Genomic DNA, 13,087 nt, shown 5'->3' with positions numbered 1-13,087 from the left:
TCCACGTTTCCGGCTGGCTACCGTCTGCGCCTGGAAGCGCTCCCAGATCGCTGGCTCCCTACGGACAAAGGAGTTCCGCAGCCATGCGTTCCTCTCCCCGATGGCGCCGATCGCGCCTGCTGCGCGGCCGCGCGGTGGCCCTGGCCTCGGCCACGGTCGCGTTCACCGCCGCGCTGGTCGCCCCACCCCCGGCGCTCGGCGCCGACATCGCCTGTTCCGTCACCTACACCACCAACGACTGGGACACCGGGTTCACCGCCACCGTCTCGCTGCGCAACGACGGCGCGCCGCTCGACAGCTGGAAGGTCGGCTGGACTTTCCTCGACGGCCAGAAGGTCCAGCAGGGCTGGAGCGCCACCTTCGCCCAGACCGGCGCCGCGGTCACGGCGACGAACCTCTCCTACAACGGCCACCTGGACACCGGGGCGAGCACGTCGTTCGGCTTCAACGGCTCGAAGGGCTCCGCCAACCGCCCGCCCACCGACTTCTCCGTCAACGGCTCCGCGTGCACCGGCGCCAACAAGGCCCCCACCGTCAGCCTGACCTCGCCGGCGTCGACCGGAACCTACTACGCCCCGGCCACGATCCCCCTGGCGGCGACGGCCGCCGACAGCGACGGCACGGTCGGCAAGGTCGAGTTCTACGCCGGCGACACGCTGCTGGCCACCGACACGTCCGCGCCGTTCGAAGGCAGCTGGGCCAACGTCCCGGCCGGGACGTACTCGATCACGGCCAAGGCCTACGACAACAAGAACGCCTCGACGACGTCGAGCCCGGTGAGCGTGAAGGTTCTTTCCGGACCCACGATCGTCGCCGCCCCGGCGACCGCTCAGGTCAAGCAGGGCGGGACGACGACGTTCGCGGTCACCCTCGCCGGCGCCCCGTCCGCGCCGGTGACCGTGGCGATCGCCCGCACGGCGGGGAGCACGGACCTGACCGCGAGCCCCGCCAGCCTCACCTTCACCGCGGCGAACTGGAACGTGGCCCAGAACGTCACGATCACCAGCGCCGACAACGGCGGGGCGCTGGGCAGCGCCACCTTCACCGCGAGCAGCAGCGGGTACACCGCGGCCACCGTGACGGCCACCGAGATCTCGTCGTCCACTTCGGACTACCAGCTCGCGTTCCTGACCCAGTACAACAAGATCAAGGACCCGAACAACGGCTACTTCCGCAAGTTCGGGACCATCCTGGTGCCCTACCACTCGATCGAGACGCTGATCGTCGAGGCGCCGGACCACGGCCACGAGACGACGTCGGAGGCCTTCAGCTACTACCTGTGGCTCGAGGCCTCGTACGGCCAGATCACCGGGGACTGGGCGCCGTTCAACGCCGCCTGGACCTCGATCGAGACGTACGCGATCCCGTCGGCGGCCGACCAGAGCGGCAACTCCGGCTACAACGCGAGCAAGCCGGCGACCTACGCGGCGGAGTACCCGAGCCCGAAGTCCTACCCGTCGCAGCTGCAGTCCGGTGTCTCCGTCGGCAGTGACCCGATCGCGGCGGAGCTGAAGGCGGCCTACGGCTCGCCGGACGTCTACGGCATGCACTGGCTGCTCGACGTGGACAACATCTACAAGTTCGGCCACTGCGAGGACGGCACGAACACCGCGCCCGCGTTCATCAACACCTTCCAGCGCGGCTCGCAGGAGTCGGTCTGGGAGACGGTGACCCAGCCGAGCTGCGACACGCTGAAGTTCGGCGGCAAGAACGGGTACCTCGACCTGTTCACGGGCGACTCGGCCTACGCCAAGCAGTGGAAGTACACCGACGCGCCGGACGCGGACGCCCGCGCGGTGCAGGTCGCCTTCCAGGCCGAAAAGTGGGCTGCTGCGCAGGGCAAGAGCGCCGACGTCGCGGCCGTCGTCAAGAAGGCGTCGAAGATGGGCGACTACCTGCGGTACTCGCTGTTCGACAAGTACTTCAAGAAGATCGGCAACTGCGTCGGCGCGTCGACCTGCGCGGCCGGCACCGGCAAGGACAGCGAGCACTACCTCGTCTCCTGGTACTACGCCTGGGGCGGCTCGCTCGACCAGAACGCCTGGGCGTGGCGCATCGGGGACGGTGCGGCGCACCAGGGCTACCAGAACCCGCTCGCCGCGTACGCGCTGTCGACCGACCCGGGCCTGAAGGTGACGTCGGCGACCGGTGCCCAGGACTGGGCGACCAGTCTCGGCCGGCAGATGGAGTTCCTGCAGTGGCTCCAGTCGTCCGAAGGCGGTCTCGCCGGTGGCGCGACCAACAGCTGGGAAGGCCAGTACGGCACGCCGCCCGCCGGCACGCCGACGTTCTACGGCATGTTCTACGACCAGCAGCCGGTCTGGCACGACCCGCCGAGCAACCAGTGGTTCGGCTTCCAGACCTGGGGCATGGAACGCATCGCCGAGTACTACCAGGCCACCAAGGACGCCCGGGCCAAGAAGATCCTCGACAAGTGGGTCCCGTGGGCGATCGCGGGCACCACGGTCGGCTCCGGCGGGAGCTTCCAGGTCCCGTCCGACCTGACCTGGAGCGGCGCGCCGGACACCTGGAACGCCACCAGCCCGGGGAGCAACACCGGGCTGCACGTCACGGTGAAGAACTACAGCAGCGACGTCGGTGTCGCGGCTTCGCTTTCGAAGACGTTGCTCTACTACGCGTCCGGCTCGGGCAACGCCCAGGCCAAGACCGTGGGGGAGCAGCTGCTGACCGCGCTGTCGGCCAACACGGACGCCCAAGGCATCGCGGTGCCGGAGACCCGGACGGACTACAACCGGTTCGACGACACCTACAACGCCACCACGGACCAGGGGCTGTACGTCCCGACGGGCTGGACCGGGACCATGCCGAACGGCGACCCGATCAACTCCGGCTCGACGTTCACCTCGATCCGCTCCTTCTACAAGAGCGACCCGCAGTGGCCGAAGGTCCAGTCCTACCTGGACGGTGGCGCCGCCCCGACGTTCACCTACCACCGGTTCTGGGCGCAGTCGGAGATCGCCACGGCGTTCGCCGCGCACGTCGTCCTGTTCGGCTGAGAGGCTCTCGATGAAGCGACTGCTCGCACTCGCGGTCGCCGCACTGGTCGGGGGCGCCGTTCTCACGGCGTCCCCGGCCACCGCGGCCCCGCAAGCCACCCAAGCCGCCGGGACCGGCACCGGCTACTGGCACGCCTCGGGCTCCCAGCTCGTGGACGCCACCGGCGCCGCGGTCCGGATGACCGGCATCAACTGGTTCGGGGCCGAGACCGGCAACTATTCGCCCCACGGCCTCTGGAGCCGCAACTACCAGGACATGCTCGACCAGATGGCGGGCCTCGGCTACAACACGCTGCGGCTGCCGTACTCCAACCAGCTCTTCGACCCGGGCGTCAAGCCGAACAGCATCGACGCCGTCCAGAACCCCGACCTGCAGGGGCTTTCCGGGCTGCAGGTGCTCGACAAGATCATCGCGTACGCCGGGACCAAGGGCATGCGCGTGATCCTGGACCAGCACCGGCCGGACTCCGGCGCGCAGTCCCCGCTCTGGTACACCAGCGCGTACCCGGAGAGCCGCTGGCTGTCCGACTGGACGATGCTCGCCCAGCACTACAAGGGCAACACCACGGTGATCGGCGCCGACCTGCACAACGAGCCGCACTCGATCCAGGGTGGCGGCGGCGCGTGCTGGGGTTGCGGCGACACCGCGACCGACTGGCGCCTGGCCGCCGAACGCGGCGGGAACGCCGTGCTCGCGGCCAACCCGGACTGGCTGGTCATCGTCGAGGGCGTCGACTGCGTCAGCGGCACCGGCGACCCGCAGTGCGGCTGGTGGGGTGGCAACCTCTCCGGCGCCCGCCAGTTCCCGGTGCGGTTGTCCAAACCGGACAAGCTGGTCTACTCGGCGCACGAGTACGCGACGTCGGTGTTCGCCCAGCCGTGGTTCTCCGACCCGTCGTTCCCGGCGAACCTGCCGGCGCTGTGGGACCACTTCTTCGGCTACCTGCAGAAGCAGAACATCGCACCGGTGCTGCTCGGCGAGTTCGGCACCACGCTCGCCGACCCGCGCGACAAGACCTGGCTGCAGGAGCTGATGAAGTACGCGGGGACGGGCCCGACCGGGATGAGCTTCACGTACTGGTCGTGGAACCCCAACTCCGGGGACACCGGCGGCATCCTCAACGACGACTGGACCACGGTCAACCAGGCCAAGCAGGCCATTCTGCAGCCGTACCTGATCCCGCCGACGGGCTCGGGCGGTGGCCCGACCGACCCGCCGCCCGCGGTCTCCTGCGCGGTCACCTACCACGTCGACAACGCGTGGCAGGGCGGCTTCGTCGCCTCCGTGACGCTGAAGAACACCGGCAGCGCGGCCATGAAGTCCTGGGCGCTCGGCTGGACCGTGCCGTCCGGGACGCAGATCACCGGCGGCTGGGGCGCGACCGTCACCCAGTCCGGCCAGCAGGCCACCGCGAAGGCTCCCACCTGGGCGCCGGACCTGGCCGGCGGCGCCTCGGTGTCGATCGGCTTCCAGGCGACCGGCGCCTCGACCGGCTCGCCCGGCGGCTTCGCCGTCGGCGCGACCGCGTGCACCACCTGACCCGCCCACCGAACACGAAGGAGCACACTCGATGAAGAGTGAATTCTGGTCCGCGAGGAGGAAGTCACGGCTCGCCGTGGCGTCCTCGGTGACGGCCGCGGCCGTCGTGGCCGGCCTGGTGGTGGCCGGCGGCAGCCCGGCGGTCGCCGCCGCCGGCTGCAAGGTGACCTACACGGTGAACCAGTGGGACACCGGGTTCACCGCGAACGTCGCGGTGACCAACCTCGGCGACCCCGTCACCTCCTGGGACGTCCAGTGGGACTTCGGCGGCAACCAGCAGGTCCAGCAGGGCTGGAGCGCCACGTTCAGCCAAAGCGGCAAGCACGTGAGCGCGAAGAACCCGTCCTGGGGCGGCGCGCTCGGGTCGAACGCGACGGCGAGCTTCGGCTTCAACGGCTCGTACTCGGGCACGAACGACATCCCCGCGTCGTTCTCGCTCAACGGCGTCCACTGCGACGGCGGCACGATCCCGACCACCACGCCGACCACCCCGACGACGCCCACCACCCCGACGACCCCCACGACACCGACCACGCCGACCCAGCCCGGGACGCACGTGGAGAACCCGTACGCGGGTGCCAAGGGGTACGTGAACCCGGACTGGTCGGCCGAGGTGACCGCCGCGGCCGCGGCCAAGGGCGGCACGCTGGGTGCCCAGATGGCCAAGGTGGCGAACACCTCGACCGCGGTCTGGCTGGACCGGATCGCCGCGATCGCCGGCACGGCCGACTCCCGCGGCCTGCGCGGGCACCTCGACGCCGCGCTGGCCCAGCAGAGCGGCGGGACGCCGGTGACGATCCAGATCGTCGTCTACGACCTGCCGAACCGCGACTGCGCGGCGCTGGCGTCCAACGGTGAGCTGCAGGCCGGCCAGAACGGCCTGGCGCGGTACAAGAGCGAGTACATCGACGCGATCGCCTCGATCCTGTCCGATGCGAAGTACGCGCCGCTGCGGGTCGTGGCGGTCGTCGAACCGGACTCGCTGCCCAACCTGATCACCAACACCGCCACGGCCAAGTGCGCCGAAGCGCAGTCCACCGGGGTGTACACCCAGGGCATCCAGTACGCGTTGAACAAGCTGCACGCGATCTCCAACGTCTACAACTACCTGGACATCGCGCACTCGGCGTGGCTGGGCTGGGACAGCAACTTCGGCCCGTTCGTCAACCTGGTCAAGCAGACGCTGCAGGGGACGACGGCCGGGGTGAACAGCATCGACGGCTTCATCAGCGACACCGCGAACTACACCCCGCTGACCGAGCCGAACCTGCCCGACCCGAACCTGACCGTCGGCGGCCAGCAGCTCAAGTCGGCGACGTTCTACCAGTGGAACCCGTACTTCTCCGAGGTGCCGTACGCCACGGCGATGTACAACGCGTTCGTTTCCGCGGGCCTGCCCAGCGGTATCGGCATGCTGATCGACACCTCCCGCAACGGCTGGGGCGGCGCGGCCCGGCCCAGCGGCGCCTCGGGGTCCACTGTGGACAGCTATGTGAACTCCGGCCGGATCGACCGGCGGCTGCACCGCGGCAACTGGTGCAACCAGAGCGGGGCCGGGCTGGGAACGCGGCCGACCGCGTCGCCCGCGGCGCACTTCGACGCCTACGTCTGGATCAAGCCGCCGGGTGAGTCCGACGGCGCGAGCTCGCAGATCCCGAACGACGAGGGCAAGGGCTTCGACCGGATGTGCGACCCGACCTACCACGGCAGCGACCAGGCCAACGGCGGCAACCTGACCGGCGCCCTGCCGAACTCGCCGCTGTCCGGCAAGTGGTTCCAGGCCCAGTTCGAGGAACTGGTCCAGAACGCCTACCCGCCGGTGCAGTAAGGCAAGACCACCCGGGCCGGACGGTGCCGCGCAGCCGCCGTCCGGCCCGGGCCCCCACCCCGTCCCTTCGAACAGAGGAGCTCCCATGAAGAACCGGCTACGAGCCACACTGGCGTCGTTCGGAGCCGCGACCGTGCTGCTGTCCGGCGGTGTCGTGCTGACCGCCCCGCCGGCGGCAGCGGACACGCAGCTGTGCGACAAGTACGGCTCGCTGCGCATCCAGGGCGGCCGCTACATCGTGCAGAACAACAACTGGGGCGACGACACGACCCAGTGCCTTTCGGTGTCCACCACCGGGTTCACCGTCACCACGGCGTCGCACAACCGGCCGACGAACGGTGCCCCGGGCAGCTACCCGTCCGTCTACGCCGGCTGCCACTACGGCAACTGCAGCAGCGGCAGCGGCCTGCCCCGGCAGGTCCGGTCGCTCGGCGCGCTGACGTCCCACGTGGACTACACGACCGTCCAGGCGGGACAGTGGGACGCCGCCTACGACGTCTGGTACGACCCGGCGCCGAACCCGGCGGGGCAGAACACCGGGGCCGAGGTGATGATCTGGGGCAACCACCGGGGCGCCCCGCAGCCGGTCGGCAGCGTGATCGGCACGGCGCAGCTCGCCGGCGCGACGTGGACCGTCTGGTTCGGGAACATCGGCTGGAACGTGATCTCGTACGTCCGGAACTCCGGCACGGACAGCCTCGACGTCTCCCTGTCCGACTTCACCCGCGACGGCGTGAACCGCGGCAAGATCAGCGACGCCTGGTACCTGACGAGCGTCCAGTTCGGGTTCGAGCCCTGGCAGGGCCAGACCGGGCTGGGCGTGCGCTCGTTCAGCGTGTCGGGCTAGAGGTCCTTCCGGAAGGACAGCCGGTCCAGTCCCGGCCCGTCGTAGTCGGGCTGGACCGGCAGGCCGTCGACCTCCTTCGGGCCGGGCTCGGTGACGAACCCCATCCGGGTGTGGAAGGCGTGCGACCCCTTGTTCACCGGTGACGTGATGGCGCGGACGGTGGTCCGCCCGTGCGCGCGGCTGTGGGCGAAGAAGCGTTCGTACAGGGCGGCGCCCAGACCCTTGCCGCGCTCGGCGGGGTCGACGCCGACGAAGTGGACGTAGCTCTCGGCCGGCCGGGACGGCGAGAGGAACCCGATCAGGAACGCGACGATCCGGTCGTCGCCGGTCACCAGGAAGCTGCTGCCGGTGAAGTGCTGGAACATCAGCTTCGGGAGGAGCAGGGCCCGCTGGCGGGAGCCTTCGTCGCCGCCGAGGCCGCCCCACCAGGAGTCGAGGACCGCGAGGACGGGCAGGTGGTCGTCCGGGCCCGGGTGGCGGACGGCGTGGCCGAAGAGCGGGGTGAGGTCCGGAGTCGTCACGGGCTCAGGGTGCCGTACGGGGGAGCGGCGCGCGAGCGGGTTTCGGGCCGGACCGGACGCGGCGGTTCCGCCGCCACGGACCGCCACCGGGAACCTTCGCCACCGGCTGATCCGGTCCACTGTGCCCAGACCATCGACAGGAGCTCGCCGGGTGTCCTTCCCAGAATCTCCGTGCCCGGCCCCGGGACCGGCCGGGCCGTCAGGGCACCACCTGGTGCACGCCGATCAGCACCTGCTGCCAGACGGCGGCCGGGTCGGCCCCGCGCTCGACCGCCTTGAGCGCCGGCGCGACCACCGTCTCCTGGATCTTGCCGTCGCCCGGCCCCTTGTACTGCGGTTTCCCGACCTTGCGGGCCTGGGCGACGAAGACCTGCCCGCTCAGTGCGCCGCCGAAGTAGCCGTTCATCTCGCTGAGCAGGTCGGGGGAGGTGAAGGCGTCGACCTGGCTCGGGAAGTTCCCGCTCGCCCGGAAGGCGTGCAGCTGCTGCTCGGGCGCGGTCAGCCAGGCCGCGAGCGCGGCGGCCTCCTTCGGGTGCTCGCTCGTGGCCGGCACGGTGAGGTACGAGCCGCCCCAGTTGCCGCCGCCGTCGGGGAACGCGTCGGTGATCGCCCACTTGCCGGCGTTGCCGATCCCGGCCTGCTGCTCGATGACGCCGAGCATCCACGAAGGACAGACCTTCGTCGCGAAGGCGCCGAGGCGCAGGCCGTTGTTGCCGTCGTCGGCGAAGGCGGTCAGCCCGGCCGACTGCCCCTGCTGCACGGCGGTGGTGACCTGGTCCCAGGCGCCGCGGAGCGCGGTGTTCGTCTCGAGCGTCGAACGGTCCTCGCGGTCGAGGTAGCCGACCGGGAGCTGGTTGACCATGGCGTTGAAGTTCTGCGCCGCGGAGTCGAACCACGCCTTGCCCTTCGAGCGCTTGACGTACTTCTCGCCGGCCTCGAAGTAACTGTCCCAGGTCGCGAACATCGTCTTGACCGAACCGGGGTCGGTCGGCAGCCCGGCCGCCTCGAGGAGGTCCTTGCGGTAGCACATCGCCAGCGGGCCGATGTCCGTGCCGTAGCCGACGAGCTTGCCGTCCTTGCTGCGGCCCGCCTCGTACTTCCACTCCAGCCACCGGCCCGGTTTGACGTCGGGCGGCCCGGCTTCGGCCAGGTCGGTGAACTTCCCGGACTGCGCGAGGATGTCGGCGAGGTGGCCTTCCTCGACGGCTTGGACGTCCGCGAGGCCCTGCCCGCTCTGCAGCTTGGCCAGCAGGTCCTGGTGGTACGGGCCGCCCTGCTCGGTCTTCACTTGGCGGACGTCGATCCCGGGGTGGGTGAACCGGTACCCGGGGATCAGGTCGTCGTAGCCGAACTCGCCGAACGTCGCCAGGGTGAGCGTGATGCGCTCGGGCGTGCTCGGGCCGCAGCCGCCGGTCAGGACGAGCAGGACGACGGCGACGGCGAAGGCCAGCCGTCTTCGGATCAGCCTCATGCGCACGCACTCCCCACTCGCGATTCACTCCCTTGTGATTGGGAGCGCTCCCGGAGCGAGTGTCGTTTCCGGGGGCGGCGGGTGTCAAGGTGCGCGACGGCGGGTGCCCGGGCGGACACGGACGGGTTTTCCCGTGTGGAGTCCTCTTTGGAGTCCCGTGGGGAAGGAGGGCGATGAAGCGTCCGACGATCACCGACATCGCGCGGGAGGCCGGCGTGTCCAAGGGCGCGGTGTCCTACGCGCTCAACGGCCGCCCGGGCGTGTCGGAGGCGACCCGGCACCGGATCACGCGGATCGCCCGGGAGCTGGGGTGGTCGCCGAGCAGCACGGCGCGGGCCCTGTCCGGCGGCCGGGCCGGGGTGATCGGGCTGGTCCTCGACGGGCCGTCCGAGGCGTTCTTCCCGGCTCTGCTCGACGGGTTCGAGCCGGAGCTGCTGCTGCAGGTCGCCGCCGGTCTCGACGCGTCGCTGGCGGTCTACCGCCGCTGGCGCGCCGAGCGGAAGGTGGACGGCGTGCTGCTCACGGAGCCGGACCACGCGGCGGAGCTGGTGCGGATCGGCCTGCCGGCGGTGGTGCTCGGCGGGCCGGGCGGGCTGAGCGTGCCGTCGGTCCGGGTGGACGACGCCGCGGGAGCCGCGGAGGCACTGGAGTACCTGGCCGCGCTGGGACACCGGCACGTGGTCCGCATCCCGGGAGCGGCGGCGTTCGCGGACCCGTGGGAGCGGGAGGAGGCGTTCAGGGCCGAAGCGCGACGGCTGGGGTTGGCGGGTGCGGAGGCCGCGGGAGCCGGCGGGGGTGGGAGCGCGCGGCCGGCGGCGCGCGCCGGGGATCGCTCCGGCGGCCTTGGTGCGGGGCCGGGGGTGGGGGCCGGCGGTGCCGGGGACCCGGGTAGCGCCGGTCCGGCCGCAGGTGCGAGATATCGGGCCATCGGTTGGGGGACCGCCGCGAGTGCGGGGAATCGTCGTGCCGGGTGGAGCGGCGGCTCCGGCGATACGCCCGGCGCAAACCCGCGCGCCGGGTTCGGAAACCGGGCCGCGACCGTCCACAGTGAACCCTCCGCCGACGCGGTCCGGCACGTCCTCCTCGCCTGCCCCCGGCCCACCGCCCTCCTCTGCGACACCGACTCCCTCGCCGTCGCCGCGCTCGTCGCCGCGCGGGAACTCGGGCTCGCTGTGCCCGGCGACCTTTCGGTGGTCTCCTGGGACGACTCCGGACTCTGCCGCCTCCTCCGCCCGGCTCTCTCCGCGATCCGGCGCCCCCTGCCGGAGCTCGGCGCGCTCGCCGCGTCGATGCTGCGAGACCTCATCGCCGGCGAAGAGGTCGGCGACGTCTGCGCCTCCCGGCCGCGGCTGATCACCCGCGGCAGCACCGGCCCCGCCCGCTGAGCGGGGCCGGTGCTGCCGTCCACAAGGGACGACTCAGGTGCCCTGGCAGGTCGGCGACGGCTGGGCCGGGTTCGTCCCCGTCGCGTTCACCACCAGCCCGAACGTGGTCGACCCGTCGGGCGCGATCTGGCCGTTCCAGTCGGCGTTGCGGACCGTCACCACCGAGCCGGACTGGCTCAGCGTGCCGTTCCAGACGCTGCCGATCGTCTGGCCCGCCGGCAGCGTCCAGCCCACCTGCCAGCCGCGGTAGGCCGTGGTGCCGTGGTTCATCACCGTCACCGTGGCCTGGTAGCCGCCGCTCCAGGCGTTCGTGACCTCGTACATCGCCATGCAGGCGCCGCCCGTCGGCGGGGGACTCGTGGGCGTCGTCGGCGTGGTCGTCGGGCTGCCCGGCTGGTGCACGCCCGTCACTTCACCGTGCCCGCCGTCGAAGGTGACGTCGGAGCAGCCGTAGAACGTCTCGGCGCTGTCGGAGCGCTTCCACACCGAATAGATGATGTGCCGCCCGGACTTGTTCGCCGGCAGTGCGCCGGTCCACTTGTACTGCCCGTCCACCGTGCCGACCTGGCCGGTCACCGGCGGGTGGTCCACGGTCAGGAACGGCTGGTCCTCCAGCGAATCCCAGGTGAGCGGCTTCGACGGGTCCCAGCCGTCCTTCGTCACGTACGTGTAGAACCAGCCCGGGTGGGCGGCCCACGCGTTGTACGAGAAGTCGAACGAGGCCCCGGCGGTCAGGTGGGTCAGCGGCCAGTCGCCGACCTGGTCGAACCCGGCGTAGCCCGGGTTCCCGCCCGAACACAGCTTCCCGTCCTCGATGAAGCCGCGGGTGCGCCCGGCGCCGTCGGAGCGCAGCACGGCGAACCAGTTGTACAGCGAGTTGGCGCCGCTGGTGGCCACCGCGGCCGCGCAGGCCGGGTTCTGCGGGATGATCTGGCCGGTCGAGCTGAGCCCGTCCTGCCAGCACAGGAACGTCCGGCTGCCCGGTTTCATCATGGCGCCGTGCGCTTCGGCCGTGCCGGTGTTCAGCAGGATCGCGGTCAAGCTCGCCAGCAGCACGGTGACGGCGGCGAGGATCGTACTTCGTCTCCTGGTCACGTCTGTCCCTTCGTCGGGTAGCGTGCGTCGAAGACTGGGAGCGCTCTCACGATCAGGATACGCGGTGGCGGTCACTTCCGGAACATCCCGCGGTGACCGCCGGCGGCGTCGTGGCCTACGTTGGCGGAGGCAGCCGATCACCGGGCCGGCCGTGGAGAAGGGCAGAGAGTGGACAGTCCGTCATCGGTTCCCGCCTGGGTGCGCGCCGAACCCGCCCGGCTCCTCGGCTTCGCCGCTCGCGCGGCCCACCCCGCCGGCGGCTTCGCCTGGCTCGACGAGGCCGGGCGGCCGGTCCTCGACCGGCCCGTCGAAACCTGGATCACCTGCCGGATGACGCACGTCTTCGCGCTCGCGTCGCTGCAGGGCGCCGACGCCGGAGCGCAGGTCGCGCACGGTGTCTCGGCGCTGACCGGCCCGCTGCGCGACCCGGACTTCGGCGGCTGGTACGCGACGACAACGTTGTCAGAGAAGCGCGCCTACGAACACGCCTTCGTCGTCCTGGCGGCCGCGAGCGCTGCCGCCGCCGGTGCCGCGGGCGCGGAACCGTTGCTGGCCGAGGTGCTCGAAGTGGTCGAGCGCCGGTTCTGGGAACCGGGCCCGGGCCGGGTCGCCGACGTCTGGGACCGCGGCTGGACGGACCTGGAGGACTACCGCGGGGCCAACGCGAACATGCACACGGTCGAGGCGTTCCTGGCCGCCGCCGACGTCACCGGCGACCGCGTCTGGGCCACCCGCGCGCTGTCCATTGTGGACAAATTGGTGCACGGCGAAGCCCGCGCCCACGGCTGGCTGCTCCCGGAGCACTACGACGCGGGCTGGCACGTGCGGCTGGACCACAACCGGGACGAGCCAGCCCACCCGTTCCGGCCGTTCGGCGCCACCGTCGGCCACCTCTTCGAGTGGGCCAGGCTGGCCGTGCACCTCAAGCGCGCGCTCGGGAGCGACGCGCCGGCGTGGCTGGTACCGGACGCGGAGGCGCTGTTCGCGACGGCGGTGCGCCACGGCTGGGCCGTCGACGGCCGGCCGGGATTCGTCTACACCACCGACTTCGCCGGGACGCCGGTCGTGCGCACCCGGCTGCACTGGGTCGTGGCGGAAGCGATCGCCGCCGCGTGGACGCTGCACCAGGAGACCGGCGAGGCGGTCTACCTCGACCGGTTCGGGGAGTGGTGCGCCCACGCCGACGCGTGCTTCGTCGACCGCGAGCTCGGCTCCTGGCACCACGAACTGGACCCGGAGAACCGGCCCGCGGCAGCGGTCTGGGCGGGCAAACCGGACATCTACCACGCCTACCAGGCGACGCTCCTGCCCGCGTTGCCGCCCGCCGCGTCGTTCGCCGGCGCGCTGATCACCCGCGGATAGACTGCCCGGGAACCCCCTTCC

General features: G+C 71.3%; 9 protein-coding genes. 6 read left to right on the top strand and 3 right to left on the bottom strand.

Going from position 1 to position 13,087, the window contains the following annotated elements:
• Positions 1-83 precede the first annotated feature (83 nt).
• The 4 genes from QRX60_RS40175 (at position 84) to QRX60_RS40160 (ending at position 7,232) form a co-directional block, all read left to right on the top strand.
• A complete protein-coding gene (locus QRX60_RS40175; RefSeq protein ID WP_285996690.1) occupies positions 84-3,017 on the top strand; it encodes a glycoside hydrolase family 48 protein in 2,934 nt (977 codons plus the stop codon).
• Between the two features lie 10 nt (positions 3,018-3,027).
• Entirely contained in the window at positions 3,028-4,557 is a 1,530-nt protein-coding gene (locus QRX60_RS40170; RefSeq protein ID WP_285996689.1) for a cellulase family glycosylhydrolase, read from the top strand.
• 31 nt (positions 4,558-4,588) lie between these two features.
• Complete coding sequence (locus QRX60_RS40165) at positions 4,589-6,385, top strand: glycoside hydrolase family 6 protein (RefSeq protein ID WP_285996688.1); 1,797 nt, start codon at positions 4,589-4,591, stop codon at positions 6,383-6,385.
• An 85-nt stretch (positions 6,386-6,470) separates the two neighbouring features.
• The gene (locus tag QRX60_RS40160) at positions 6,471-7,232 is read left to right on the top strand and encodes a GH12 family glycosyl hydrolase domain-containing protein (protein ID WP_285996687.1); all 762 of its coding nucleotides are present in this window, start codon (positions 6,471-6,473) and stop codon (positions 7,230-7,232) included.
• Here the strand turns inward: QRX60_RS40160 and QRX60_RS40155 are convergent.
• Complete coding sequence (locus tag QRX60_RS40155) at positions 7,229-7,753, bottom strand: GNAT family N-acetyltransferase (protein WP_285996686.1); 525 nt, start codon at positions 7,751-7,753, stop codon at positions 7,229-7,231. The two genes, QRX60_RS40160 and QRX60_RS40155, sit on opposite strands and share 4 nt — an antisense overlap.
• A 199-nt stretch (positions 7,754-7,952) precedes the next feature.
• Positions 7,953-9,224, bottom strand: coding sequence for an ABC transporter substrate-binding protein (locus tag QRX60_RS40150; RefSeq protein WP_285996685.1), 1,272 nt, complete (start codon positions 9,222-9,224; stop codon positions 7,953-7,955).
• A 173-nt stretch (positions 9,225-9,397) separates the two neighbouring features.
• On the opposite strand from QRX60_RS40150, the gene QRX60_RS40145 reads away from it, so the two are divergent.
• Complete coding sequence (locus tag QRX60_RS40145; RefSeq protein WP_285996684.1) at positions 9,398-10,609, top strand: LacI family DNA-binding transcriptional regulator; 1,212 nt, start codon at positions 9,398-9,400, stop codon at positions 10,607-10,609.
• Positions 10,610-10,642: 33 nt separating this feature from the next.
• Here the strand turns inward: QRX60_RS40145 and QRX60_RS40140 are convergent, their stop codons facing one another.
• Positions 10,643-11,704: a lytic polysaccharide monooxygenase auxiliary activity family 9 protein gene (locus tag QRX60_RS40140; protein ID WP_285996683.1), complete on the bottom strand. Its 1,062-nt coding sequence runs from the start codon at positions 11,702-11,704 to the stop codon at positions 10,643-10,645.
• Positions 11,705-11,872: 168 nt separating this feature from the next.
• On the opposite strand from QRX60_RS40140, the gene QRX60_RS40135 reads away from it, so the two are divergent.
• Complete coding sequence (locus tag QRX60_RS40135) at positions 11,873-13,066, top strand: AGE family epimerase/isomerase (protein ID WP_285996682.1); 1,194 nt, start codon at positions 11,873-11,875, stop codon at positions 13,064-13,066.
• Positions 13,067-13,087 lie beyond the last annotated feature (21 nt).

Source organism: Amycolatopsis mongoliensis (genome assembly GCF_030285665.1).
In the GTDB taxonomy this organism is placed as follows: Bacteria; Actinomycetota; Actinomycetes; order Mycobacteriales; family Pseudonocardiaceae; genus Amycolatopsis; species Amycolatopsis mongoliensis.
This window is presented reverse-complemented; position numbering and strand designations above follow the sequence as displayed.

Bases quoted from the DNA above. Each gene is read 5' to 3' on its own strand.
- QRX60_RS40175 (WP_285996690.1), top strand. From the start codon at position 84: ATGCGTTCCTCTCCCCGATGGCGCCGATCGCGCCTGCTGCGCGGCCGC.
- QRX60_RS40165 (WP_285996688.1), top strand. From the start codon at position 4,589: ATGAAGAGTGAATTCTGGTCCGCGAGGAGGAAGTCACGGCTCGCCGTG.
- QRX60_RS40170 (WP_285996689.1), top strand. From the start codon at position 3,028: ATGAAGCGACTGCTCGCACTCGCGGTCGCCGCACTGGTCGGGGGCGCC.
- QRX60_RS40150 (WP_285996685.1), bottom strand. From the start codon at position 9,224: ATGAGGCTGATCCGAAGACGGCTGGCCTTCGCCGTCGCCGTCGTCCTG.
- QRX60_RS40145 (WP_285996684.1), top strand. From the start codon at position 9,398: ATGAAGCGTCCGACGATCACCGACATCGCGCGGGAGGCCGGCGTGTCC.
- QRX60_RS40160 (WP_285996687.1), top strand. From the start codon at position 6,471: ATGAAGAACCGGCTACGAGCCACACTGGCGTCGTTCGGAGCCGCGACC.